Annotated in this window: 20 protein-coding genes and 2 pseudogenes; 15 read left to right on the top strand and 7 right to left on the bottom strand. The window is 69.8% G+C overall.

Annotation, left to right across the window (positions count from 1 at the left end; translation table 11 throughout):
• The first annotated feature begins 60 nt into the window (after positions 1–60).
• From ACQ0O7_RS28705 to ACQ0O7_RS28685, 5 genes are all read left to right on the top strand, one after another.
• Positions 61–390, top strand: coding sequence for an STAS domain-containing protein (locus tag ACQ0O7_RS28705; RefSeq protein ID WP_430786261.1), 330 nt, complete (start codon positions 61–63; stop codon positions 388–390).
• Entirely contained in the window at positions 383–763 is a 381-nt protein-coding gene (locus ACQ0O7_RS28700; RefSeq protein WP_430786259.1) for an ATP-binding protein, read from the top strand. Before ACQ0O7_RS28705 ends, ACQ0O7_RS28700 begins: the two co-directional genes overlap by 8 nt.
• A gap of 222 nt (positions 764–985) precedes the next feature.
• Entirely contained in the window at positions 986–3,115 is a 2,130-nt protein-coding gene (locus ACQ0O7_RS28695; RefSeq protein ID WP_430786257.1) for an RICIN domain-containing protein, read from the top strand.
• 103 nt (positions 3,116–3,218) lie between these two features.
• On the top strand, positions 3,219–3,950 hold the full coding sequence (locus ACQ0O7_RS28690) for an alpha/beta fold hydrolase (RefSeq protein ID WP_430786255.1): 732 nt from the start codon (positions 3,219–3,221) through the stop codon (positions 3,948–3,950).
• Entirely contained in the window at positions 3,947–4,228 is a 282-nt protein-coding gene (locus ACQ0O7_RS28685) for a TM2 domain-containing protein (RefSeq protein WP_430786253.1), read from the top strand. Before ACQ0O7_RS28690 ends, ACQ0O7_RS28685 begins: the two co-directional genes overlap by 4 nt.
• On the opposite strand, the gene ACQ0O7_RS28680 is transcribed toward ACQ0O7_RS28685, so the two are convergent.
• Entirely contained in the window at positions 4,225–5,715 is a 1,491-nt protein-coding gene (locus tag ACQ0O7_RS28680) for a PP2C family protein-serine/threonine phosphatase (RefSeq protein WP_430786251.1), read from the bottom strand. The genes ACQ0O7_RS28685 and ACQ0O7_RS28680 overlap by 4 nt on opposite strands.
• Positions 5,716–6,092: 377 nt before the next feature.
• A pseudogene (gene rho, locus ACQ0O7_RS28675) lies at positions 6,093–7,142 on the bottom strand (transcription termination factor Rho); the annotation flags it as partial.
• Positions 7,143–7,339: 197 nt separating this feature from the next.
• On the opposite strand from rho, the pseudogene ACQ0O7_RS28670 reads away from it, so the two are divergent.
• Positions 7,340–7,561, top strand: a pseudogene (locus ACQ0O7_RS28670) (helix-turn-helix domain-containing protein); the annotation flags it as partial.
• A gap of 89 nt (positions 7,562–7,650) precedes the next feature.
• On the opposite strand, the gene ACQ0O7_RS28665 reads toward ACQ0O7_RS28670, so the two are convergent.
• Entirely contained in the window at positions 7,651–8,505 is an 855-nt protein-coding gene (locus ACQ0O7_RS28665; protein WP_430786249.1) for a L,D-transpeptidase, read from the bottom strand.
• A 23-nt stretch (positions 8,506–8,528) separates the two neighbouring features.
• The gene (locus ACQ0O7_RS28660) at positions 8,529–9,149 is read right to left on the bottom strand and encodes a TetR/AcrR family transcriptional regulator (protein ID WP_430786247.1); all 621 of its coding nucleotides are present in this window, start codon (positions 9,147–9,149) and stop codon (positions 8,529–8,531) included.
• 97 nt (positions 9,150–9,246) lie between these two features.
• Between ACQ0O7_RS28660 and ACQ0O7_RS28655 the strand changes: the two genes are divergently transcribed.
• The 3 genes from ACQ0O7_RS28655 to ACQ0O7_RS28645 are packed head-to-tail and all read left to right on the top strand — an operon-like array spanning position 9,247 to position 12,329.
• Entirely contained in the window at positions 9,247–10,395 is a 1,149-nt protein-coding gene (locus ACQ0O7_RS28655; protein ID WP_430786245.1) for an acyl-CoA dehydrogenase family protein, read from the top strand.
• A 13-nt stretch (positions 10,396–10,408) separates the two neighbouring features.
• Positions 10,409–11,158 (top strand): 3-oxoacyl-ACP reductase FabG, encoded by a 750-nt coding sequence (fabG, locus tag ACQ0O7_RS28650; RefSeq protein WP_430786243.1) that lies wholly within the window; start codon positions 10,409–10,411, stop codon positions 11,156–11,158.
• Positions 11,159–11,171: 13 nt separating this feature from the next.
• A complete protein-coding gene (locus tag ACQ0O7_RS28645) occupies positions 11,172–12,329 on the top strand; it encodes an acyl-CoA dehydrogenase family protein (protein ID WP_430786241.1) in 1,158 nt (385 codons plus the stop codon).
• Between the two features lie 807 nt (positions 12,330–13,136).
• Here ACQ0O7_RS28645 and ACQ0O7_RS28640 read toward each other — a convergent pair.
• On the bottom strand, positions 13,137–13,925 hold the full coding sequence (locus tag ACQ0O7_RS28640) for a hypothetical protein (protein WP_430786239.1): 789 nt from the start codon (positions 13,923–13,925) through the stop codon (positions 13,137–13,139).
• Between ACQ0O7_RS28640 and ACQ0O7_RS28635 the strand changes: the two genes are divergently transcribed.
• A complete protein-coding gene (locus ACQ0O7_RS28635; RefSeq protein WP_430786237.1) occupies positions 13,897–15,369 on the top strand; it encodes a hypothetical protein in 1,473 nt (490 codons plus the stop codon). The genes ACQ0O7_RS28640 and ACQ0O7_RS28635 overlap by 29 nt on opposite strands.
• Positions 15,370–15,678: 309 nt before the next feature.
• Here the strand turns inward: ACQ0O7_RS28635 and ACQ0O7_RS28630 are convergent, their stop codons facing one another.
• A complete protein-coding gene (locus ACQ0O7_RS28630; protein WP_430786235.1) occupies positions 15,679–16,422 on the bottom strand; it encodes a hypothetical protein in 744 nt (247 codons plus the stop codon).
• A 252-nt stretch (positions 16,423–16,674) separates the two neighbouring features.
• Between ACQ0O7_RS28630 and ACQ0O7_RS28625 the strand changes: the two genes are divergently transcribed.
• Together ACQ0O7_RS28625 and ACQ0O7_RS28620 are read left to right on the top strand one after the other, a co-directional pair.
• Positions 16,675–17,385, top strand: coding sequence for a CG0192-related protein (locus tag ACQ0O7_RS28625; protein ID WP_430786233.1), 711 nt, complete (start codon positions 16,675–16,677; stop codon positions 17,383–17,385).
• A gap of 103 nt (positions 17,386–17,488) precedes the next feature.
• Positions 17,489–18,631: a nucleotidyltransferase domain-containing protein gene (locus tag ACQ0O7_RS28620; protein WP_430786231.1), complete on the top strand. Its 1,143-nt coding sequence runs from the start codon at positions 17,489–17,491 to the stop codon at positions 18,629–18,631.
• 269 nt (positions 18,632–18,900) lie between these two features.
• Here ACQ0O7_RS28620 and ACQ0O7_RS28615 read toward each other — a convergent pair whose 3' ends face one another.
• A complete protein-coding gene (locus ACQ0O7_RS28615) occupies positions 18,901–20,265 on the bottom strand; it encodes an FAD-dependent oxidoreductase (protein ID WP_430786229.1) in 1,365 nt (454 codons plus the stop codon).
• A 193-nt stretch (positions 20,266–20,458) separates the two neighbouring features.
• Between ACQ0O7_RS28615 and ACQ0O7_RS28610 the strand changes: the two genes are divergently transcribed.
• The 3 genes from ACQ0O7_RS28610 (at position 20,459) to ACQ0O7_RS28600 (ending at position 25,874) form a co-directional block, all read left to right on the top strand.
• The gene (locus ACQ0O7_RS28610) at positions 20,459–23,353 is read left to right on the top strand and encodes a glycoside hydrolase family 3 C-terminal domain-containing protein (protein ID WP_430786227.1); all 2,895 of its coding nucleotides are present in this window, start codon (positions 20,459–20,461) and stop codon (positions 23,351–23,353) included.
• 91 nt (positions 23,354–23,444) lie between these two features.
• Positions 23,445–24,461, top strand: a complete 1,017-nt coding sequence (locus ACQ0O7_RS28605; protein WP_430786225.1) for a LacI family DNA-binding transcriptional regulator — start codon at positions 23,445–23,447, stop codon at positions 24,459–24,461.
• Between the two features lie 105 nt (positions 24,462–24,566).
• Positions 24,567–25,874 (top strand): ABC transporter substrate-binding protein, encoded by a 1,308-nt coding sequence (locus ACQ0O7_RS28600; protein WP_430786223.1) that lies wholly within the window; start codon positions 24,567–24,569, stop codon positions 25,872–25,874.
• Positions 25,875–25,908: the final 34 nt, after the last annotated feature.

Raw genomic sequence — 25,908 nt, 5'->3', positions numbered from 1 at the left:
CGGCGGCCGGGATGTCATGATGGCCGGGGCGGGAACTGCCGCGGGAAGGGTCGGCGATCGATGGCGAACTTCGAGGCGAGGACCTCCGCCAGCAGCGGCCGCATCACCGTGTCCCTCACCGGCGAGTGCGACCTGTCCCACCGCGAGCACCTGACCGCGGTCCTGCTCGACGCCGTGCACCGCTCCCGGGCCGTCTTCGTCGACCTGTCCCGGCTCACCTTCATCGACTCGAGCGGGGTGCACAGCCTGATCACCGCCCACCACGCCGCCAAACACACCGGCGGCCACGTGTACGTGCTGCACGCCACCGGAGCCGTCGCCACCGTCCTGGAGATCACCGGGCTGGACGGCCTGCTGCGCGCGCCCGCCGACGAGAGCCGCCATGCCTGAGACCGCCGCCGACGGGATGTCCTACTCGGTTCCCGACGACCTGCGACGGGTCCGCGCCTTCGTCACCGAGCGGGCCCTCGCCCTCGGGCTGCCCGAGGCCCGGATCGACGTGCTCACCCTGGCCGTCAGCGAGCTGACCACCAACACCCTGCAGCACACCTCCGGCGGCGGGCACATCCGGGTGTGGGCGGAGGACGGCCGGCTGGTCTGCGACGTGGTCGACCGGGGTGTGGACCGCCCGTTCGGCCGCTCGATGCCCTCCGCCGAGGCGATCCGGGGCCGCGGCCTGGCCATCGTCGAACGGGTCTGCGACTCGGTCCGGACCACCCGTGTCCCGGAAGGCACCCTGGTCCGCATCTGCCTCGACCTCTAGCGGCCGCCGTTCGTGTGCCGCGCCGCGGCTCGAATCGAGCCGCGGCNCCACCCGACCCCGGCCACGGATCGCGGCGAGTTCCGGTTCGGGTGGCCCGTTCCGTCGCGCTCCGCGCCGGAGATCGGCACGCCTCTCGATTTCTGTTGTCGCCTGCCGGGTGCGGCATCTACCCGGGTGGACCTTCGGGTCCGTTCCCCCGCATCCCCAGGCGAAAGGAACACCATGTCCTCAGCGAGAACCCGGCGGCCACGCCGGGCCCTGGCCGCCACCGGCGTCCTGGCGGCCGGCGTCCCGGCCGGCCTCGTCGCGGTGACCATGCTCCCCGCCGCCGCGGCCACCCCCGTCGCGGACGGCGTCTACACCCTGGCCTCCGGATCCAGCGGCAAGTGCGTCGACGTCACCGGCGCGTCCACCGAGAACGCGGCGCCACTGATCCAGACCGCCTGCGACACCGCCGCCACCGACCAGCGGTGGAAGGTGGTGGGCCGGCCCGACGGGCGGTTCAACCTGGCCAACGTCAACAGCGGGCGCTGTGTCGACGTGCCGGGTTCGGCGACCACATCCGGACTGCAACTGCAGCAGTACGGCTGTGGCGACGGGCTCAAGAACAATCAACTGTGGACGTTCAGCGCGTCCACCGCGGCGTCCGGCAAATGGATCGTCAAGAACGTGGCCACCGGGCTGTGCCTGAGCAACCGGGACGGGTCCACCGCCGGCAACAACCCGATCGTGCAGGAGACCTGCTCCGACATCGCCCGCATGCAGTGGAACTTCAACCAGCTCTCCGGGCCGACCGCCCCGCCCACCACCACCCCACCGCCGGCCGGCGCCGGACGGCAGATGGAGGACCTGGACCGCGGGCTGATCAGCGTCCGCAGCGGCAGCGGCAACCTGGTCAGCTGGCGGCTGCTCGGCACCGAGCCGTACTCGACCGGATTCAACGTCTACCGGGGTGGCACGAGAATCAACGCGACCCCGATCGTCAACTCGACCAACTATCTCGACGCCGGGGCGGCCGCCGGTTCGGCGTATACAGTCAACGCCGTCGTCAACGGTGTGGAACAGCCCGCCTCGCCGGTCTCGCTGACCTTCGGCAACGGCTACCTCGATGTTCCGCTCTCGATACCGGCCGGCGGGACCACGCCGGACGGCGTCGCCTACACCTACTCGGCCAACGACGCGTCGGTCGGTGACGTGGACGGCGACGGCGTCTACGAGATCATCGTCAAGTGGGATCCGTCCAACGCCAAGGACAACTCGCAGTCCGGGTACACCGGCAACGTCTACATCGACGCGTACAAGCTCAACGGCACCCGGCTGTGGCGTATCGACCTGGGCCGCAACATCCGGGCCGGGGCGCATTACACCCAGTTCCAGGTGTACGACTACGACGGCGACGGCCGGGCCGAGATCGCGATGAAGACCGCCGACGGCACCCGCTCCGGCACCGGCGTGGTGATCGGCTCGTCGACAGCCGACCACCGCAACTCGTCCGGATACATCCTGAGCGGCCCCGAATACCTGACGATGTTCAGTGGACAGACCGGCGCCGCGCTGTCGACGGTCAACTACACCCCCGCGCGCGGGACGGTCAGCAGCTGGGGTGACTCGTACGGCAACCGGGTCGACCGCTTCCTCGCCGGAACCGCCTACCTCGACGGGCAGCGACCGAGTCTGATCATGGCCCGCGGCTACTACACCCGCGCCGTGATCGCCGCCTGGGACTTCCGCAACGGCACCCTCACCAGCCGCTGGACCTACGACTCCGGCACCGGCAACGTGGGCGCCTACGGCCAGGGCAACCACCAGCTGTCCATCGCCGACGCCGACCAGGACGGCAAGGACGAGATCATGTACGGGGCCGCGGCGATCAACGACAACGGCACCCTGATGTGGCGCAGCGGCCTCGGCCACGGCGACGCGCTGCACGTCGGCGACTTCATCCCGTCCCGGGCCGGGCTCGAGGTGTACCGGCTGTGGGACGGCGACCCGGTCCGGGAACTGGTCGACGCCACCCGGGTCGACAAGTACGGCACCGGCGGCGACACCCGGCTGCTGACCGCGTCCGGAGTGGCCTCCAACAACACCACCAAACAGACCCCGGCGGTCTCCGGGGACCTGTTCGGCGACTGGCGGGAGGAGATCGTGTGGCGGCTGTCGGACTCGTCGGCGCTGCGGATCCACAGCACACCCACGGTCACCGACCGGCGGATCCACACGCTGATGCACGACTCGCAGTACCGGGTCGCCGTCGCCTGGCAGAACACCGCCTACAACCAGCCGCCGCACCCCGGCTTCTTCCTCGGCAACGGGATGAACACCCCGGCACAGCCGAACATCCACGTCCGATGAGCCGCTGAGACCCCGGCCCCCACCCCCGCGGTGGGGGCCGGCCGCTCCGGTGACCCGCTGCGCAACAATGGGCGCCGGACCGGCTCGTGGACGGGAACGACACATGGAGATCATCTCGGCGGACGGCACCCGGCTGGCGGCCCGGCGGACCGGGCGCGGCGAACCGCTGGTGCTGGTGCACGGGTCGGCCGGTGGGCTGGACTCGTTCGATCCGGTCGTGCCGCTGCTCACCGACGCGTTCGAGGTGTGGGTCTACGAGCGCCGGGGCTACGCGCCGGGGGCCGGCGAACCAGCGCTCTTCGCCGGCGACGTCGCGGACCTGCGGGCCGTGCTGCAACGGTCCGGGCCGGCTCGGGTCGCCGGCGTGTCCTACGGCGCCACGGTCGGGCTGCACGCGGCGCTGGAATCGGGGGCCGGGATCCGTACCCTGACCGTCTTTGAACCTCCGCTCTTCGCCGCCGGGGCGGTCGGCGCGCTGAAACGGTTCCGGGCCGCGCTCACCGCCGGTGACCTGCTCGCCGCCAACCGGATCTTCGCCGCCGAGGTGGCCCGGTTCCCGTTCGCCGACCAGCTCGGGCCGGCCGATCCGGGCGAGACCACCGGGATGCTGCACGACCTGGAAGCCCTCGCCGCCGACGGGCCCGACATCGACCGGTGGTCGGGCATCCGGGTGCCGATCCGGATCGTGCAGGGCGGGGACACCTGGGCGCCGATGCCGGAGACCATGGACGCGCTGGCCGCCGCCTGCCCGGCCGCCGAACGGGTGACTCTCGACGGGCAGTCACACTTCGCCGCGCACACCGCCCCGGAGCTGTTCGCGGCGGCGATCCGGTGAACGATCCGCAGTACCGGCTACGGCGGGCCGAGCACGAATTCGCGTCGGTGCGCAAGGATGCCCGTACCGCGTATCTGCTCTGGTTCCTGACCGGGATCATCGGCGGGCACCGGTTCTATCTCGGCGACACCGGGCGGTCGGTGGCGATGCTGTTCACCCTCGGCGGGCTCGGCCTGTGGACGCTTGCCGACGTGCTGTTCGTGGGCCGCCGGGTGCGGGCCGTCAACAGCGCCCGGCGAGCCGAGATCATGGCCCGGTACGGCATGATCGACGCCTAGGTCACCCGGATCGCCAGAGTGCACGTGTCGTCGTCCGGGCTCGGTGCGTGCAACAGCCGGTGGAGCCGGGTCAACCGTCCGGTCCCGCGGTCCGCCGACACCGCCGACAGGTGATCACGGACTTCGGGGGCCCGGCTGTGGTCACGGCGTTCCACCAGGCCGTCGGTGAAGAACAGCACCAGATCATCCGTCTCCAGCACGGAGTCCACGGTCGGGAAGCCGGCCTCCGGCTCGGCCCCCAGCAGCAGCCCCGGCGGCCGGTCCAGCTCGGTGGCCCGCCCGGCCCGGCCCAGCAGCGGCGGCGGATGACCGGCCCGCGCCCACCCCAGCGAACGCGCCCGGGGATCGTAGACCGCCACCACGGCCGTACCGGTGATGTCGAGCTGAGCGCTCAGCCGGTTCATGTGCCGGAGCAGCTCGCCCGGGTCGCGGATGCCGATCGACAGCCACGCCACCAGCGCGAACCGCAGATGCGCCATGCCGCTCGCGGCCTCCAGCCCGTGCCCGGCGACGTCCCCGACGGCCAGCGCGACCAGCCCGTCCGGCAGGGTTCGCGCGTGATACCAGTCGCCGCCGACCCGGGTGGTGCTCTCGGCCGGCAGATAGCTGACCATCGCCTCCAGCCCGGCCAGCGCGAACGGGGCGACCGGCACCGGCTGGATCAGGTTCTGCAGCTGGCCGGCCAGCCGATGCTCGGCCAGCGCCGTCATCTCCCCGGTCCGGAGCCGGTCGGACAGCGATTCGATCTCGGTGCGGTACTCCACCCGCGCGGTGACGTCCTGCACCACGGAGTAGATCTTCACCGGAGCCCCGGAAGCGTCCCGGGCCACATCCGACAAGATTCGCAGATGCTTGACCCGATCGTGTACGCGGAACCGAACGGTCACATCCGAGGTCGCCCCACTGTCCAACGTCTGCCAGGCCGCCTCGGCGATCGGGCGGTCCTCCGGCAGCATCGCCCGCGCCTGATCCATCCGCGACAGCGGCCCGTGCCCGGCATCGCGGCCGTGAATCCGGTACATGCCCGGCGACCAGTCCGTCCGCCCCGTCGTCAGGTCGTATTCGGACCAGCCCAGGCTGCCCAGGATCTCGGTGTGCTCCAGCCGCCGCTGATGCTCGTCGACCCGCTGCCACCACACCAGCAGCCCGCCCAGCACCCGGTAGGCGCTGATCTCGAACCGCGACTCGGCGACCACTCCCGAACGGTTCTCCGCATACCGGAACTCGTCCATCCGCCCCGGCACCCCGGTGGTCATCACCTCCAGGTAGAGCCGCCACAACGGCCCGCCGACCAGTGCGGGGTACAGCTCGCCGAGCAGGCGGTCGATCCGCTGGGTGCCCCGCCCGAAGATGTCCCGGATCCGGTCACTGGTAGCCGCGATCCGAAAGTCGGCGATCGTCCCCTCCGACCCGAACACCGGAACCATCCAGGTGCACCCCGCCGGAACGGCGGCGAGCAACTCCCGCACCACCGCCTCGACCGCCATCCGAGCAGCCTATCGGTGGTGCGACCCGCCCCGGCCGCACAAAACGCGACAACCGGGCCGGCCGGCCCGAGCCCGTCCCGCGGCCCGGCGGCCGGAAGCGGAATCCCGTCACCGGCCCAGGCCGGACGATCATGACGGGGTGGTCCACCATGTGGGGATGGAACCGCATCGAGCACCTCCGCAACGGACGGAAGATCCACGCGATCAAGGCCTACCGGGAGCACACCGAGAAGGCCTGCTCGAAGCGAAACTGGCCGTCGAGCGGATGGCGCGGGACGCGAACATCGCCTGAACGAGGGCACGGGGCGGGGTGGCGGTGACGGAACGCTCACGCCCGGCGGCCGCGGACGGTCTGGGGGGATCGGCTGGCTGCGAGGTTAGCCAGGGGACCGTTCGGTAGGCGTACCGAGACGGATCTTCTGTAGTAACGCCGCGTTGGACGAGGTCGCCGTGAGCAGGCGGGAGAGCTGGGGCATCGCCTCGCGGCGGTCGGTGCCGGTCAGGGTGCGGCGTAGGCGGTTCACCAGCGGCAACTCGTCGGGGTGCAGCAGTAGTTCGTCGTGGCGGGTGCCGGAGGCGGCGATGTCCACCGCCGGATATGTCCGGGATTCCGCCAGCGCGCGATCGAGTTTCAGCTCGGCGTTTCCGGTGCCCTTCAGCTCCTCGAAGATCAGGGTGTCCATGGCCGAGCCGTTCTCCACCAGGGCCGTGGCGATCACCGTCACCGAACCGCCCTCGGCCAGGGCTCGCGCGGCGCCCAGCAGGCGCTTCGGCGGGTACAGCGCGGTCGGGTCCAGGCCGCCGGAGAGGGTGCGGCCGCGAGCCGGGGCGATCAGGTTGTGCGCGCGGGCCAGCCGGGTCAGCGAGTCCAGCAGCAGGACCACGTCCTCACCCTTCTCGGCCAGGCGTTTCGCACGCTCGATGGCCAGCTCGGCCACCTCGGTCTGCTCCTTCGGCGGGCGGTCGAAGGTCGCGGCGATCACCTCGCCCTTCACCGTCCGGCGCATGTGGGTCACCTCCTCGGGGCGCTCGTCGACGAGCAGCACCATCAGGTGGCACTCGGGGTGGTTGTGGGCGATCGCGGTGGCCAGATCGTGCAGGACCGTGGTCTTGCCGGCTTTCGGCGGGGCGGCGATCACCGCGCGCTGGCCCTTGCCGATCGGCATGAACAGGTCGATCACGCGGGTGGTCAGCAGGTGCGGCTCGGTCTCCAGGATCAGGCGCTCGTGCGGGTGCACCGAGGTGAGCTGGTAGAAGTCGGGGCGCGGGGGAGCGGGGCGGAGCCGGTCGAGTGGGCCGGTCAGGTGGTCGCCGCGGCGCGGGCGCAGGCCACGCGGCAGGGCGACGTCGGTGGGGGAGGGCGCGTAGCCGCTGGTCCGCAGCCAGGCGCGGTCGTTGACGATGTCGACGATGCCGTCGACGGACACGGATGTGGACATGATGGTTCTCGATTCGAAAGCGACGGCAGACGAGGCCGTGGATGCCGCGGGGCGGCGGGAGAAAGTGGATCAGCGGGGGCGATGGAGAGCGCCTGCATCCGGGATCCGGTTGAGCCCACCTTAGCACCGCCCGGCCGGACCGGCGATGATGGCGGTGGGACGACACTCACGGGGAGGAGACCGGGATGCCACTGTTGCGGCGGGTCATCGGGGCGGTTCTGCGCAAGGTCCGGCAGGGCCAGGGGCGGACGTTACGGGAGGTGGCGGCGGCTGCCGGGGTGTCGTTGCCGTATCTGTCGGAGGTCGAGCGCGGCACCAAGGAGGCCTCCTCGGAGATCCTCGCGGCGATCTGCCGGGCGCTCGGGCTGGCCATGCCCGACCTGCTGGAGCAGGCGCGTAAAGAGATGATCAAGGCGGTCGTCTCGGCGCCGGTGGCCCGGCGTGCTCAGGGTCCGCGGTGTGCGATCGGGCGCACGATGATCTGTGCCCGGGGCGGTCAGGCGGTGACGATGACCGGCGTGCCCGGATCCACCTGGTCGAGCAGCTTGCGCTGAGCCTTCGCCGGCATCCGCACGCACCCGTTGGAGACGCTGCGGCCGAAGACGGCGCTGTTCGACCACGCGTGGATGCCGGTGTGCGCACCCCGCAGAGCGGCCGACAGCTTCTCCGGCTCCTCCGGCACCGAGCCGAGCACCAGCGCGTCCAGCCCGGCGAAGGCGCTGCCGCTGGTGCCGGTGCGGCCCATCACGTAGGTCCGGCCGGTCGGCGTCGGCGTCCTCTTCGTGCCGATCGCCACCGTCCAGCGGCCCTGCTCCTCGCCTCCGCGCAGCCAGATCAGCCGGCGTTCGGCCAGGTTGACCACCAGCTGGTCGCGCAGCGGTTCGGGACGCCAGCCCGCGGTCGGCACCCAGCCGACCTTGCGGTTGGTGGCCGGGACCAGCACGGCGGCCCAGCCCTCCTCCCGCGCCACGATCGGGACGACGGTGGGCAGCCCGCTGATCCGGGGCGGCAGGAACGCCAGCGGCTCACCGCCGGGCGCGTCGTAGAGCGCCGTCTTCGCCGTCGGCCGCATCGCTTCGGTGATCACCACGACGGAGACCGGGGCGGGGTCGTCGGGCAGGCCGTCCGGGCCCTTCGCGTACGCCACCACCGGCAGGTCGGCGGGCGGCTTCCGGGCTTTCGGCGGGGCGGGCCGGGTGCCGGCTCCGGCGTCGGCGACCACCGGCTCGACGGCCGGCCGGGCGGGCTGTGCGTCGTCGTCACGGTTCAGCAGGACGGCTCCGCCGAGACCGGCGACGAGGGCGACGACCGCCAGGATCCAAAGGTACGGACGGGACCGGATCGTCGACATCCGCCTAGGGTAGTGGCACCGGGTCAGCGCTGGGCCAGGCGGGCGGCCAGGCCGTCGACGAACATCGTCAGGGCGAAGTCGAAGCTGTCGCGATCCACCGCGTCGGCGTGCTCGCGCAGCCGGTGGGCGTCGTTCAGAGCCGGATAGCGATCCACATAGACCTGCACGTCGTCGACGAAACCGCGGGAGAACGAGCCCATCGCCGCGCCCAGCACCAGATATTTCGTCGACGCGCCGATCATCGTGGCGTCCCGGGGCGGCCAGCCCGCCGCGACCAGGCCGCCGTGCACGGTGTCGGCGCGGCGCAGCGAGGCGTCCCGCCGGCTCGGGCCGCGGGCCAGGAACGGGACGATGTTGGGGTGCTCGGCCAGTGCCGCCCGGTAGGACCGGGCCCAGGTCAGCAGGCCCTCCCGCCAGCCGTGGGCGAACGCCGACACGTCCACCCGCTCCATGATCTCGCTGGCCACGTCGTCGAGCAGGTGCTCCTTGGTGGGGTAGTGGTTGTACAGCGCGGGTGCCGAGACGCCCAGGTCGGCGGCGAGCTTGCGCATGCTCAAGCCGTCGAGCCCGGCACGGTCGATGATCGAGAGGGCGGAGGTGCGGATGCCGGGCCGGGTGAGCAGCGGGGTCGTCGGCCGGGGCATGCGGTCCTCCGAGGGGCTTGGTTTAACTAACGGTGTTAAGTTAGCATCCGCCGAGAAACCTGACAGTGTTCAGTCACCGAGCTTTACGGGAGCCGCGATGAATCTCGGTCTGACGAGCGAGCAGGAGCAGTTCCGGGAGCTCGCCCGGGAGTGGGTGGACCGGGAGGTGGTGCCGCACGCCACCGCGTGGGACCGGGCCGAGCAGGTCGACACCGCGATCGTCGGCAAGCTGGCCGGGCTGGGCTTCCTCGGGCTCGGGATCGACGAGGAGCTGGGCGGCTCGGGCGGTGACTTCCTGACGTACTGCCTGATGATGGAGGAGCTGGGGCGGGGCGACACGTCCGTGCGCGGAATCGTCTCGGTCTCTCTCGGCCTGGTCGCCAAGAGCATTCAGGCGTATGGGACCGATGCGCAGAAGTCGCGATGGCTTCCGGCGCTGACCGGCGGGGAGACCCTGGGGTGTTTCGGGCTGACCGAGCCGGGCACCGGTTCGGACGCGAGTGGCCTGACCACGCGGGCGGTCCGGGACGGTGACGGCTGGGTGATCACCGGGGAGAAGATCTTCATCACGAACGGTACGTGGGCCGGGGTGGCGTTGATCTTCGCGCGTACCGGGGGCCCCGGGCCGTCAGGGATAACAGCGTTTCTGATAAATACGGATATGCCAGGTTTTATTCGTAAGGAAGTCAAAGGCAAGCTGGGACTTCGCGGTCAGGCCACCGCCGAGATCAGATTGGACGCCGTCAGGGTCGGCGATGAGGACCGGCTCGGCCCCGAGGGCTCCGGTTTCAAGATCGCCATGGCCGCCCTGGACAAAGGCCGGATAGCGGTCGCGGCCGGCTCGGTCGGGCTGTCCCGGGGCTGTCTGGAGGCGTCGATCGGCTACGCCAAGGAGCGCACCCAGTTCGGCAAGCCGATCGCGAGCTACCAGCTGGTCCAGGAGATGATCACCGACATCGCGGTCGAGACCGACGCCGCCCGCCTGCTGGTGTGGCGCGCCGCCGACCTGGTCGACCGCGGGCTGCCGTTCAAGACCGAGGCCTCGATGGCCAAACTCTTCGCCACCGAGGCCGCCGTCAAAGCCGCCAACCAGGCGATCCAGATCTTCGGCGGGTACGGCTACGTCGACGAGTTCCCGGTCGGCAAGGCCATGCGCGACGCCCGGGTCACCACCCTCTACGAGGGCACCAGCCAGATTCAGAAACTGCTCATCGGCCGCGCGCTGACCGGGATCAGCGCCTTCTAGAGGGAGTGCACACATGAGCCGGGTAGCCGTCGTCACCGGCGCCGCGCGGGGTATCGGCGCCGCCACCGCACTGCAGTTCGCCCGGGAGGGCGCGGCGGTGGCGGTGCTGGATCTGGACGAGCAGGCGTGCGCCGAGACCGTGGACCGGATCAAGGCGGCCGGGGGGACCGCCGTCGGCTACGGCTGCGACGTGTCCGACGAGGCCCAGGCCGACGCCGTGATCAACAAGGTGGCGGGGGAGCTGGGCGGGGTGGACGTGCTGGTCAACAACGCCGGGGTGCTGCGCGACAACCTGCTGCACAAGATGTCGGTGTCGGACTGGGACACCGTCATGAACGTGCACCTGCGCGGCGCGTTCCTGTGCAGCCGGGCGGCACAGCGGCACATGGTCCCGAAAAGATCCGGCAAGATCGTGAACACGTCGAGCGTGTCCGCGCTGGGCAACCGGGGTCAGGCCAACTACGCGGCGGCCAAGGCCGGCATCCAGGGCTTGACCCGGACCCTGGCGATGGAGTTGGGTCCTTTCAACATCAACGTGAACGCGGTGGCGCCCGGCTTCATCGTGACCGAGATGACCGATGCCACCGCCGCCCGGGTCGGGGTGTCGGCCGCCGAGATGCGGGCCCGGGCCGCCGAGATCACCCCGCTGCGGCGGGTCGGCCGGCCGGAGGACATCGCCCGGGTGGTCGCCTTCCTGGCCGGTGACGCCGCCTCCTTCATCACCGGCCAGACGATCTACGTGGACGGCGGCCGCCGTCTCTAGAAAGGACTCGACCATGCGCCGTTCGGTTTTCAACGAGGACCATGAGGCATTCCGGCAGACCCTGCGCGAATTCATCGAGGCCGAGGTGGTGCCGCACTACGACCAGTGGTTCATGGACGGGCAGGTGCCCCGCGCCCTCTACAAGCAGCTGGCCGACCTCGGCCTGTTCGGCATCGAGGTGCCGGAGGAGTACGGCGGCGCCGGCATCGACAGCTTCAAGTTCGCCGCCATCCAGACCGAGGAGACCATGCGTGCCGGCGTCTCGTTCGGCGCGGCCGGCGCCCACATCGCCCTCGGCCTGCCCTACCTCCTCGACCTCGGCACCGAGGAGCAGAAACAGCGCTGGCTGCCCGACTTCGTCTCCGGCGACACGATGTACGCGCTCGCCATGACCGAACCCGGCACCGGCAGCGACCTGGCCGGCATGAGCACCACCGCCCGCCTCTCCGAGGACGGCACCCACTACCTGCTCAACGGCGCGAAGACCTTCATCACCGGCGGGGTGCTCGCCGACCGGGTGATCGTCTGCGCCCGCACCTCCCCACCCAAACCCGACGACCGCCGGTTCGGCATCACCCTGCTCGCCGTCGACACCACCCTCCCCGGGTACTCCGTCGGCCGCAAACTCGACAAACTGGGCCTGCGCACCTCGGACACGGCGGAACTGGCGTTCACCGACGTGCGCGTCCCGGTCGGCGACCGGCTCGGCGAGGAGGACCGCGGCTTCTACTACCTGGGCAAGAACCTGCCGAAGGAGCGGCTGAGCATCGCCTACGGCGCGTACGCGCAGGCCGCGGCGGCGATCCGGTTCACCAAGCAGTACGTCCAGGACCGCAAGGTGTTCGGCCAGCCGGTGGCCAGTTTCCAGAACACCAAGTTCGAACTGGCCGCCTGCCAGGCGGAGGTGGACGCCGCGCAGGCGGTGGCCGACCGGGCGCTGGAAGCCCTGGACGCCGGCGAACTGACCGCTGCCGAAGCCGCGTCGGCGAAACTCTTCTGCACCGAGGTCGCCCACCGGGTCATCGACCGCTGCCTGCAGTTGCACGGCGGCTACGGCTTCATCAACGAGTACCCGATCGCCCGCCTCTACGCCGACAACCGCGTCAACCGGATCTACGGCGGCACGTCCGAAGTGATGAAAATGATCATTGCAAAAGACATGGGTCTTTAACCCTTGGCGGTACGGGGTCGACGTGGCCCCGCCGAATTCGACAGCCTCACGGTCCACCGCGCGACGTCCGCGGTGGACCGTCCCATCCCGCGCCCGCCGGGCGAATGCGACCCTCCCCGCTCAACCCCTCCCTCGCGGTGAATTCCCCACAAAAGCCCCCGGCTGTTTCCCCGCGCTTCGAGTCCGGGCCCGCGTGCGTTCAATCCCCACATCGAGTGTCCGTTTCCGGCCACACCTTCGTCGATCTTGGTGGATTAACCACCGAAAAGAATCTTCCTCGGGGCTGCCGGCCCGTCCGCGGTCAATTCCCCGCGCGATGGTCCGCCTTCCGGCGTTTCCCCCGGCCGATCTTGGCGGATTTACCACCGGATAGAGTCTTCCTCTGGGCTGCCGGCCCGCTCGCGGTCAATTCCTCGCGTGGGTGTCCACTTCCGGCCCTGTCCCCGGCCGATCTTGGTGGTTACCACCTTTTCGAGCCTTCTTCTCAGCTGCCGGCCCGCTCGCGGTCAATCCCTCGCGCGGGTGTCCACTTCCACCGTTATACCCGGCCGATCTTGGCGGATTTACCACCGTTTTCGGTGGTAAATCCACCAAGATTTCTGCTGGGCAGGTCGCCCGCGCGAGGGATTGACCACAAGTGATCAGGCGGCCGAGAACAGGACTCCCATCGGTGGTCAACTCTCCGAGATCGGAGATTCTGCGGATGCCTGGGCGAGGGATTCACCGCGAACGGGTCCGCAGCCCCCGGGAAAGGCCCTGTCCGGTTGTGGTGGGCGTGTGTTCGCTTGTCGTGGGTGGGTGCCGACTTCAGGTCGTACTGTCAATTCGTCTGGATCTTGTGCGGGACCGGGCGGCGACGTTGAGCAGGACCGCCCACGCGGTGAGGCAGCCGGCCAGGGCGAACGCCGCTGCTTCGCCCCAGTCGCCGGTGAAGGCCGGATTCAGATCCCAGACGTCCAGCGACAGAGCCCCCATCCCGATCACGGTGGCGGCGGCCAGCGGCGGCAGCAGCCAGAGCAGCACCGCTGGAAGACTCAGCCGGTCGTCCTCCAGCAGCCCGGCAGCCGTCACCACCAGCCAGCCGAGCGTGGCGAGGACCACCACCGCGGCCTTCCTCGTCAGCCGTCGCTGTTCCTCGCCGGATCCCGCCTGGACCGACTCCACCGGACGCGCCCCGATCAACTTTCCCAGGCCGACTCCCGCCGCCGCGAACAGGGGAAAGGCCAGGATCAGCGCCCAGTACCGGGGATCCTCCACACCGGCCGGGCCCGGCGATCGCAGTCGTGGACCTCCGCTCACCAGCCGGGCCGTCCCGAACGCGACCAGCGCCAGCACCACCCCCAGGCCGCTCGCCGAGGGGAGGGCGGTGCGGTGCGGGTACCGCCGGGCCAGCCACATTCCGGTGACGAACGCCAGCACGTGCCCCACCAGCACACCCGAGGTCGCCCGCATGACCTGCCGGTGATAGCCCCACTCCCACTGCTGGCCATCACCCTGCGGGTCATAGTTGATCATCTGCTCGTAGAACCCCTCGTTGACCGACATCAGAGCCACGACGAGCAACACCATGGCGGGAATCGCCCACAGCACTCTCATCAGCTCAGGGTGCGCCCGATCTATCGTGATCGCCATGCTGGTGATCTCCGCCGCCGACGTGCACGCCCTGCTCACTCCCGACACGTGCCGCGACCTGATGCGCTCGGCGCTGACCGCCTTGGCCGGCGGTCACGCCTTCCAGCCGTTACGCACGGTGATCCGCCCACCGTCGTTGAACGGCCTACTGGGCCTGATGAGCGCCCACGTGACCGGCCACTCACCCGCCGGTGCATCCATCGCTGCGCCCGGCCGTTCCTCCGGTCCGTCCGCCGGCTCGTCGTCCAGCCCGTCCGCCGGCTTTTCGGCCGGCGTCTCCGCTGGCCCGTCGTCCGGTCCCTCACCTGCCTCGGAACCGGCGTTCGGCATGAAGTCCATCTGTGTCTTCCCCGGCAACCCGCTCCTGGGCAAGGACTCCCACCAAGGCGTGGTGACCCTTTTCGATCACGAGACCGGCGAGCCGCTGGCAATCATCAACGCCTCAGCGGTCACCGAGATCCGAACCGCCGCCGTCTCCGCCCTGACCACGGCGGCACTGGCCCGCCCCGGCTCCCGGGTGCTGACCATCTTCGGCACCGGCGTGCAGGCCCGAGCCCACCTGCACGCCCTGACCGGTCCCGGATCGCCCACCGGCCCTGGACATTCATCCGGCCCTGGACATTCATCCGACCCCGGATATTCAACCGACCCTGGATTTTCCGCCGGCCCGGGGTCTCAAGCCCGGACCGGCTCCGAAGCCGGTCCCGGAGTTTCTGCCGGGCCTGGATATGCCGCGGTTTCCGGAGGCGTCACCGGTTCCGGATCTGCTGCCGATTTCGGTATGGCCGCCGGTTCTGGATATGCCGCGGGTTCCGGAAGTGCCATCGCCTCCGGATCCGCAGTCGGTTCCGGAATGGCCGCCGGGTCCGGGATGGCCGCCGGGTCCGAGGCTTCCGCCGGGTTCGGGTTCGCTGAAGTGCGCGTCGTCGGCCGGACCTTTGATGCCGCGTTCCGGTTCGACGAGAACACCCGCCCGTTCGCGGACGCGGAGGCCGCCGTCGCCGGTGCCGACGTGATCGTCACCGCCACCACCGCCGCCGACCCGATCCTGATGGCCGACTGGGTCGATCCGGGAACCCACATCAACGCCGTCGGCTCCTCCACTCCCACCGCCGCCGAACTGGACCCGGCCCTCCTGGCCCGAGCCGTCCTGATCGCCGACCGCCGGGAATCCCTGATCCACGAATCCGGCGACTACCAGCGAGCGGCACAGGCCGGAACGATCAACCCCGACCACATCCATGGCGAGCTGGGCGAGGTCCTGACCGGCCGTGTCCCCGGCCGCACAAGCCCGGAACAGATCACCGTCTTCAAATCCCTCGGCCTAGCGATCGAGGATGTGGTGGTAGCCCGCTACCTCTACGACCGGGCGTCAGCCACCGGCCGAGGCCAGCGAGTCACCTTCTAACCGTGGCGACGCGCTAACCGTGACGACTGAGCCCAAGCCTCACGAGTAAGTCCAACCGTGGTACCAAGCCCAACCCTGACGACGGGCCCAACCGTGGCACCAAGCCCAACCCTGACGACGGGCCCAACCATGGCACCAAGCCCAACCCTGACGACGGGCCAACCTGACCACGTGCCCAACCTTGACAGCGGAGCGGGCTAGACCTGAGGACTGGGTGAGCCCGGTCCTCCAGCCACGCCGCCCCCCAGTTCCGTCATGCGATCCCCGCCCGGTGAGTTCGGCCGTGTCGGCGACACGTTCCTCCAGCCCTTATCGGGTCGTGAGTTCTGCTATCTGCGGGATGGCGTGGAATCGTTCCGTCTCCTCCTCCGTGCCGATGTGGGGCCGTAGGTCTGGACGATTCGCGTACTCATGGATCGCCCGCGCCAGCAACTCGGCACTGACCCCCAGCGCCGACAGGACCGTCGGGTCGCCGAGGGCGAAGCCCTGCTTGCGAACCGGCCCGTCCAGCTTCAAGGTGACCCGGTCCGGCCGGTAGGCGAACGCAGGCACCGGCCCGCCCAGCGAGTCCCACGGGATGAAGACCGAACCGAGCAGTTGCCGGTTGACGATGCCCTCCGGGTACAGCCGGATCCCGGCCCGGCCCAGCGCCGACGCCCAGAACATGACCAGCGCGAGCAGGAAGAAAGCCAGATAGATCACCGAGAAAACGAGATCCATGCCGGCGTTGAGGTCCCGGATCGCCATCCCGATCGTCCGTACGCCCAGGACCGTGTAACCGGCCGCTCCGATGATCATCCCCGGATTCGGTGGCACCTCGAGCGCGGGCACCGTGGGCCGTGTCAGCAGCACCGCCGGGTGGTGCGACCGGTTGATCGAGATCATCCACAGGATCAATCCGAACGGCAGCACCAGCCGAACCACCAGATCGACGAACCACGGCAGATCGACCACGCTCGACTGCCGCCAGATCTCGAACCCGGCCGAGACCACCAGGGTGACGGCCAGGATCGCCACCCGCCACCGAACCACCCATCCGAGAACCCCTTTCATAGCGGCCACAGTAGTCATCGCTCACATCCGGCTGCTGCCCGTGCGCTCCGCGGGAACCGGACCCTGATCGAGCCCTCCCACGGCATGCCGCGGGTGACCTCGCGAGGGGATCGCGACCGGTTCTTCGTGATGCTCGCCGTCATCCTGCTCGTTCTGGAGGTGCGGCGCATCCGGCGCATCGCTTGATTGTGGATAACCCAGGGCCTGTGGACAGCGCCCGGCCGGGCCTCGGGAAGGGCTTAGGCTTTCGGAATGGCTCTTCTGCACAAGGCGACGATCGTCCCCAGCAAGATCGAACTGCTGAACCGCTGGCTGCCATCCCGGCCTTGGTCGGGTGGCGCCGACGGGTTCGAGCGGGTGGCCGCCGGCCGGTTCGACGACCCGGCCGGCGCGGTGGGCATCGAGACGCTGATCGTGCGTGCGGCGGACGGGCGGTTGTTGCACGTGCCGCTGACCTACCGTGGTGAGCCATTGGCCGGGGCCGAGGCGTGGCTGGTCGGCGTCACCGAGCATTCCGTTCTCGGCACCCGGTGGGTCTACGACGCGGTCGGCGACCCGGTCTATGTGGCGCAGGCGGTGGAGACGATCCGGTCCGCCGGTCGGGAGGCGGTCGAGGAGTTCGAGGTCGACGGTGAGATGGTCGCCCGGGTCCCGGACCTGGCGCTGCGGGGTTCCGGTCTTGCCTCTGGCATCACCGGAGGGACTACCCCAGGCGTCGCCTCTGGCGCTGCCTTTGGGGTCACTCCAGGTGTTGCCTCTGGGGTCACCGGAGGAGGCACCCCAGGCGTTGCCGAAGAAGCGACCTCGGGTGTCATCTCCGGTTCGGCGCCCGGGCGGGTCTCCGGATCGGTTTCCGGCGTTGCCGCAGAATCGGTTTCCAGCCGACCGGTGGTTACTTCTGGTGATCTCGCTGTGGTTACCGATGGTGATCCCGTCGGATCCTGGTCGATGGCGGGGAGCTGACGGTGGTCCGGTTCCTCGGTGGCCCGGTCCTGCCTGGCGCCACGCTGACCGGGGCGTGGGACGGCGAGGGCTCGCCGGCGGTTCTGGCCGGGTTGACCACGCGATGAGTGACGACCACCAGGCCCGGCTGCGCGTCTCCGGCGAGCGTCTGGCCGGGGAGTTCAAAACCCTTCCGGGTGTCCGGTCGGTGCTCCTCACCGGTTCGGTCGCGCGGGGCACCGCGGATCGCTGGTCGAACACAGACCTGCTGGTGGTGTGGGACGCCGTGCCGCCGCCCCCGGACCGGCACGTCGCCACGTCAAGCGCCGGGGCGGTGACGATCAACCGTCCACCCCGGCCGGAACCCGGACGCGACAGACCGGCGAACGCGCCACTGGCCAGCGGAAACCGGCAGGAGACCGCACTGCGAGCCGATGAGGGTCCGTGGGAGAGCACACCGCGAGCCGATGAGGGTCCGCGGGAAAGCACACTGCGAGCCGGCGATGGTCGGCAAGAGAGCGTGCTGTCAGCCGGTCGCAACCGGGCGGAGAGCGTGCTGTCAGCCGGCCGCAACCGGGCGGAGAGCGCTTCGCGCGCCGGTGACCGGCTGCGAGAGGGGGCGTTGCCGGTCGGCCACGGTCGGCCGGAGGGTGAGCCGGCGGCGGTCCGGGACCGGCGGGAGAGTGTGCTGCTGGACGGGGTTCGGATCAACCTGGACCATCGGGTCGCGGGTGAGGTGGACGAGTGGATCTCGGATCTGGTCGACCGGGCCGACCCGGCGGCGGTCAAGCAGCATCTGGTCGCGGCGATCCGGGACGGGGTGGTGCTGCACGACACCGGCCTGGTTCCCGGCTGGACGGTCCGGACCGACGTCTATCCGGAGGCCCTGGCGGTGGCCGTGGTCCGTGCCAATCTGGCCTTCCGTTCCTCGGGGTACCGGCGCAGACTCCTGGACCGCGGGGACCTGCTGCCATTGGCCGAGGACCGGCTGGACATCGCGCGTAACGTCCTGCTGGTGCTGCTCGGCCTGAACCGGGTGTGGCTGCCGCATCCCGGCGCCACCTGGATGAGCCGGCTCGCCGAGGGGCTGCGGTGGGCTCCAGCGGGTCTCCCGGCCCGGTTGGACGCGCTGTTCACCGCGACCCCGGCGAGCGCGGTCCCAGCCGCCGACGCCCTGATCAGCGAAACCCTGATCCTGGTGGCCCAGCACCTGCCAGACGCCGGCGCGGAGACGATCCTGGCCGATCTGTCCCGAGACCAGCCCTGACCCCCGTCACCCGCATGCGGCGGGCCGGCCGTAGGCTCCGCCGGGCCCGAACCGCGTGGCGATCTACGGCGTGGTTCACACCGCGCCTGGCCACGCGAGGCGTGGCCGCGCGGGAAGTGGCCGCGCAAGGAGTGGCCGCGCGGGAAGTGGCCGCGCAAGGAGTGGCCGCGCGGGGAGTGGCCGTGCGGGAAGTGGCCGCGCGGGGAGTGGCCGCGCGGGGAATGGCCACGCGTGGCCGGGCGGTGGCTTGGATCGGGAAGCGTCCAGGGTCAGATCTTGTCGGCGGCCTTGCGGGCGGCTATCAGGACCGGGTCCCAGACCGGGGCGAACGGTGGGGCGTAGCCCAGGTCCAGGGCGGTCATCTCGGTCACCGTCATGCGGTTCCAGACCGCGATCGCGAATGCGTCTATCCGCTTGGCGGCCTCGGCCCGGCCCACGATCTGGGCGCCCAGCAGCAGGCCGGTGTCCTTTTCGGCGATCACCTTCACGGTCATCGGTACGGCGCCGGGGAAGTAGCCGGCCCGGTTCGTGGACTCCACGGTGGCCGTCACGTAGCGGAAACCGGCCGCCTCGGCCTCCTTCGACGACAGACCGGTCCGGGCCACCTCCAGGTCGCAGATCTTGGTGATGGCGGTGCCGATCACGCCGGGGAAGGTGGCGTAGCCGCCGCCGATGTTGATGCCGGCCACCCGGCCCTGCTTGTTGGCGTGGGTGCCCAGCGGCACGTGCACCGCCCGGCCGCTGACCAGATGGTTGACCTGCGTGCAGTCGCCGGCCGCCCACACGTGGCCGACGACACCGTCCGGGCCGGTGACCCGCTGCCGCAGGTCGGTGGCCAGCCCACCGGTATGGCCCAGCGGTAGTCCGGCGGCCTCGGCGAGCGCCGTGTTGGGGCGTACCCCCAAGCCCAGCACCACGACGTCCGCCGGAATCGTGCCGGCGTCGGTGACCACTGCCCGTACCCGGTCGTCGGCGGTCTCCAGGGCCTGGACGGTGACGCCGGTGCGCAACTCGATGCCCAGGCCGCGGACCGCGTCGGCGACAAGCGCGCCCATGTCCGGGTCGACGGTGGCCATCGGCTGGCCGGAGCGTTCCACCAGGGTGACCCGCAGACCGCGGCTGATCAGGGACTCGGCCATCTCGACGCCGATGTATCCGCCGCCGATGACCACCGCGTCGCGTGCCTCGGACGACTCCAGCCAGGCGTTGAGGGCGGCCCCGTCGCCCAGCGTCTGCACGCCGAAGATGCCGTTCGCCGGATTGTCGGCCCAGGGTGGGCGGACCGGTTCGGCGCCGGCCGCGTACATCAGCTCGTCGAAACCCTCGGTGACGGTGCCGCCGCCGTTCAGGTCACGGGCGGTGATCGTACCGGCGTCCAGGTCGATGTCGGTGACCTCGTGCCGGAGGCGTACCTGGATGTCGTCGCGGTGGAACGCGGCCGGGTCGCGGGCGATCAGCGCGTCCGGGCCGTCGACCAGACCGCCCACCCAGTACGGGATGCCGCATGCCGAGTAGGAGGTGAAATCGCCGCGTTCGAACGCGAGGATCTCCAGCTTGTCGGGCCCGAGACGGCGCCGGGCCTGGGACGCGGCGGACATTCCGGCCGCATCGCCACCGATCACGATGAGTCGCACCACGTCATTCTGCCTCTGTTACCGACGGATTTCCGGAAAGCTGCGCGCGGCTGTTGCCCGGCGCATCGGCCCCGCTCTATGGTGGCCTCACCGCACCCCTTTTCCCGCCGGCGGTTCGATAAACCGTCCGTCGAAGCGCTTCGACTTATTCCGGTCGTTCCTTTGCGATGCCCTTTCCCAAGAGGAGACTGCCATGCGTCTCAGACGCGGTCTCGCCGCGCTTGCGGCCGCCGTCCTGGTCGTCCCGCTGATTCCGGAGCCGGCCCGCGCCGATCCGGTTCATCCGTTCCGTGACCCGTCGCTTCCGCTTCAGATCCGCCTCGACGACCTGGTCGGCCGGCTCACCCTGGACGAGAAGATCTCCCTGCTCCACCAGTACCAGCCGGCGATTCCGCGCCTGGGGATAGCCGTCTTCAAGTCCGGCACCGAGGCGCTGCACGGTGTCGCCTGGTCCAACGACTACCGGAACAACTCGGCGAAGATCGACGCCACCGCGACCGTCTTTCCGCAGGCCGTCGGGCTGGCCAGCACCTGGGATCCGGCCCTGATCGAGCGGGTCGGCTCCGCCGTCGGCGACGAACTGCGCGGCTTCCACGCCCGGGATCCGGTGGTCTGGGGGCTGAACGCCTGGGCGCCGGTGGTCAACCCGCTGCGCGATCCACGATGGGGGCGCAACGAGGAGGGGTATTCCGAGGATCCGCTGCTGACCGGGGCGATCGCCACCGCGTACGGCAAGGGTCTCCAGGGTGTTGATCCGGATCATCTCAAGGTCGCGCCGACGTTGAAGCATTACGCCGCCTACAACAACGAGACCCGGCGCGATCGGACCTCGTCCAATGTGCCGCAGCGGGTGCTCAACGAATACGACCGCAAACCGTTCCAGATCGCGCTGGAGAACGGTGCGGCGACCGGTGTGATGGCCGCCTACAACCTGATCAACGGGCGGCCCGCGACTGTCGATCCGGACCTCGGCACGCTGGTCCGGGACTGGAGTGAGCGGCGGCTCTTCAACGTCAGCGACGCCTGGGCGCCCACCAACCTGACCGGTTCGCAGGCCTATTTCGCCACCCAGGCCGAGGCGAACGCGGCCACCATCAAGGCCGGGCTGGACAGTTTCACCGTCAACGACACGAATGCCGAGCCGACCGTCACCGCCATCCGTGAGGCGCTGGCGCGGGGTCTGCTCGCCGAGGCCGACATCGATCGTTCGGTGGGCAACGCGCTGAGCATCCGGTTCCGGCTCGGCGAGTTCGATCCGGACGGTGGCCCGTACAGCGGAATCTCACCGTCGGTGATCGACAGCCCGGCACACCGCGCACTGGCCCGCAAGACCGCCGCCGAGGCCGCGGTGCTGCTGGAGAACGACGGGATCCTGCCGCTGAAGGCCGGCGGTTCGGTCGCGGTCGTCGGTCCCACCGCGGACAAGCTCTACAGCGACTGGTACGGGGGACAACTGCCGTACCGGGTCAGCGTCCTGGACGGCATCGCCGGACGGGCGTCCTCGGTCTCCACCGGCACCGGCGCCGACCGGATCGCTCTGCGTGAGGTGACCACCGGCAGGTATGTGACCTCGGGGCCCACCGCCGTGGGGGTCAGTGCGGCCACCGCGACCCCGGCGGCCCAGTTCGACAGCGTGGACTGGGGTGACGGCGTCTCGACGCTGCGCAGCGTGGCCGACGGCAAGCTGGTCAGCTACAACTGGGGCCCGTTCACGGCGAACGCGGACGAGCCGAACGGCTGGTTCGTGCAGCAGCAGTTCCGGCAGGAACGCCAGGCGGACGGAACGTTCGTTCTGCACTACGTCGGCTACGAGACCCAGGAGTCCTGGTTCCCGGCGAACCACTACGTGACGGTGGGTGACGACGGCAACCTCACCCTGGGCGCCGCCGACGCCGCCGGTGCCGCGAGGTTCACCAGGGAGGTGCTGGTCGACGGAGTGGCCGAGGCCGCCGCCCAGGCGAAACGGGCACAGACCGCGGTGGTCGTGGTCGGCACCGATCCGTTCGTCGCCGGGCGTGAGATCCGCGACCGTACGTCGACGGGGCTCGGCGCCCGTCAGACGGCGCTGATCGCGGCGGTGCGCAAGGCCAATCCGCGGACCGTCGTGGTGATCCAGAGCAGCTACCCGCAGACCGGCGCCCGGGCGCCCGGCGTCGTCTGGACCACCCACGCCGGGGCGGAGACCGGTAACGCGATCGCCGACATCCTGTACGGCGACGTCAACCCGTCCGGCAAGCTCACCCAGACGTGGTACCGGTCGGACGATCAACTGCCCGCTGACCTGCTGGAATACGACATCATCAAGAGCCGGCAGACATACCTCTACAGTGATGCGAAGCCGCTCTACCCGTTCGGTCACGGCCTGTCCTATACCTCCTTCAGCTACGGCCAGCCGTCGCTCAGGCATGGAACTGTGTCACTCAGAGTCACTAATGTGGGGAAGCGAGCCGGCTCGGAGGTGGTCCAGCTCTACACCCATCAGCGCACCTCCCGCGACACCACCCCGAACAAGCAGCTCCGCGACTTCCGGAAGGTGTCCCTGCGCCCCGGGCAGTCGACAACCGTCACCTTCGCGCTGAAACCATCCGATCTCTCCCGCTGGGACCAGACCCGGCAACGCTGGGTGATCGAGAAATCGGTGCACGACGTGCTGCTCGGCTCCTCGGCGGGCGACATCCGCCGGCGCGCCACCCTCACCGTCGACGGTGAGACGATCCCGCCCCGCGATCTGGGGCGGACGACCAGGGCGGAGACCTTCGACGGGTACGCCGGGGTCCGGCTCCTGGACGAGACCAAGGCCAGTGGCACCGTGGTCGGCGTGGTGTCGGCGGGGGACTGGCTGTCGTTCAAGGACGTCGCTCTGCGTAACGGCCGGACGTTCACGGCCCGTGTCTCGGGCGCCGGCACCGTCGAGGTGCGGGTGGGCTCGCCCACCGGCCGGCTCCTCGGCACGGCGACCGTGGCCGACACCGGGGGCGTCTACACGTACCGCGAAGTGACCGCCCCGCTGGCGCGGACCAGCGGCCGGGCGACGGTGTATCTGGTGCCCAGCCCCGGTCTCCGGCTGGCCACGTTCCGCATCAACTGACCGGTCACCGGGGGTGTGGGCCGATCGGGCACACCCCCGGTGATCAGTAGGATCGACGAAAGGTGAGCGCGTGGCGACTTGGGGAGGCGCAGTGCCGACTATCAACGATGTCGCTAAAGCAGCGGGGGTCTCGCCCAGCACGGTGTCCTACGTTCTGAGCGGGCGCCGGCCGATCTCCGCCGAGACGCGTGCCCGGGTGCAGGCCGCGATCGCCGAGCTGGGTTTCCACCCGCACGCCGGGGCGCGGGCCCTGGCCAGCAGCAAGACGAATGTGATCGCCCTGGTCGCGCCCCTGCGGGTGGACGTCAACGTGCCGGTGATCATGCAGTTCGCGACGGCGGTGGTGACCGCGGCCCGATCGTACAACCATGATGTCCTGCTGTTGACCAAGGACGAGGGCACCGCGGGGCTGGAGCGGGTCGCGCACAGCACCATGGTCGACGCCTTGATACTGATGGACCTGGAGCGCGACGACCTGCGCATCCCGGCGTTGCGCCGGCTCAAGCAGCCGTCGGTGCTGATCGGGCTGCCCGCCGACCACACCGGCATCGCCTGCGTCGATCTGGACTTCGGCGCGGCGGCCCGCGAGGCGCTGACCCATCTGGCCGGGCACGGGCACCGGCGGATCGGGCTGGTCGGCCCGTCGCCGGCGGTCTACAAGCGGCAGACGACGTACGCGGACCGGTTCCTGTCCGGTTTTCTGGAGGCCTCGGCGGATCTGGAGCTGCGCACGGTGACGCACCCGTGTGAGCCGGGCGCGGAGGGGGTCCGGTCCTGCCTGGCCGACCTGGAGGCCGAGCTGGACGGCATCACCGCGCTGGTGGTACACAACGAGGAGGCGCTGCGCCCGCTGCTGGACCTGCTGCACGCGACCGGCCGCCGGGTTCCGGAGGACGTCTCGATCGTGGCGGTCTGCCCGCGGGACGTGGCCACCGCGATGCCGGTGCAGCTGACCTCGATCGACATCCCGGCGCACGATGTCGGCACCCTCGCGGTGGAGACCGCGATGCGTCTGCTGGACGGCCGCAGCGTCGAGTACACCCGTCTGCTCGCACCCCGTCTGGTGGAGCGGGACAGCTGCCGCGAAATCTCCTCGTCACACCGTTGACACGAGCCAGGCTGAATCAATAGCGTCTCGACAAGAGCCATCGTCGAAGCGCTTCGACGAGTGATTCGCTTACTTTCCTCAACCAGTCCCTCTGGGAGGACGGCTATGTTCCGATCACGTTCCGGCCTGGCGGCCGGTGCACTTTTGCTGGCAGCATCCCTCGGTCTCGCCGCGTGCGGTGGCGGCGACTCCGCCGACGAGGGCGCGGACGCCAAGGTCCTGACCCTCTGGCACTACGAGGCGCCGAACAGCGCCATGGGCATCGCCTGGGCCAAGTCGATCGAGTTGTTCAAGGCGAGCCACCCGGGCGTCGAGGTGAAGTTCGAGGAGAAGGGCTTCGAGCAGATCCAGCAGAACGCCCAGATGATCCTCAACTCGGACAGCACCCCGGACATCCTCGAATACAACAAGGGCAACGCGACCGCCGGTCTGCTCTCCAAGCAGGGTCTGCTCACCGACATCTCGGACGAGTTCACCAAGCGTGGCTGGGACAAGAAACTGAGCCCCAGCCTCCAGACCACGGCGAAGTACGACGAAGACGGCATCATGGGCAGCGGCAAGGTCTTCGGCGTGCCCAACTACGGCGAGTTCGTCACCGTCTACTACAACAAGAAGATGTTCGACCAGTACAAACTGGCCGTGCCGACCACGCTCGACGAGTTCACCAAGGTGATGGACACGTTCGTGCAGAACAAGGTCACCCCGCTGTCGGTCGGCGGCTCCGAGTACCCGGCCCAGCAGATCTTCTACGAGCTGGCGCTGTCGAAGGCGAACCGGGCCCTGGTCGACGACTACCAGCTCTACAAGAACAAGGTCGACTTCAAGAACCCGGCTTTCCGGTACGGCGCACAGACCTTCGCCGACTGGGTGTCCAAGGGCTACATCGGCAAGGACTCGGCCGGCATCGGCGCTGAGGACATGGCGGTCGCCTTCACCCAGGGCAAGTTCCCGATCATGATCTCCGGTTCCTGGTTCTACGGCCGGTTCGCCGACGAGGTCAAGGACTTCGAGTGGGGCACCTTCCTGTTCCCGGGCAACACCCTGCACCCCGGCTCCAGCGGCAACCTGTGGGTGGTGCCGGAGAAGAGCAAGGCCAAGGCCCTCGCCTACGACTTCATCGACATCACCATGTCGCCGGAGATCCAGGCGCTGCTCGGCAACAGCGGCGGTGTGCCGGTCGCGGCCGACCCGGCGGCGATCACCGACCCGAAGAACAGGGAACTCGTCGAGACCTTCAACAAGATCTCCACGTCCGACGGGCTCGCGTTCTACCCGGACTGGCCGGCGCCCGGCTACTACGACGTGATGGTCGCGGGCACCCAGGGCCTGATCAACGGCTCGAAGACCCCGGACGCGATGCTCGACGAGATCGCCAAGCCGTACAACGAAAACCTCGCGGATCTCGGTAAATGAGCAACGCGCGGCGCGGGCGGTGACCACCGCCCGC

It is taken from the genome of Actinoplanes sp. G11-F43 (assembly GCF_050589265.1).
In the GTDB taxonomy this organism is placed as follows: domain Bacteria; phylum Actinomycetota; class Actinomycetes; order Mycobacteriales; family Micromonosporaceae; genus Actinoplanes.
Note: the sequence above shows the minus strand (reverse complement) of the source record. Positions and strands in the feature narration are given on the sequence as shown.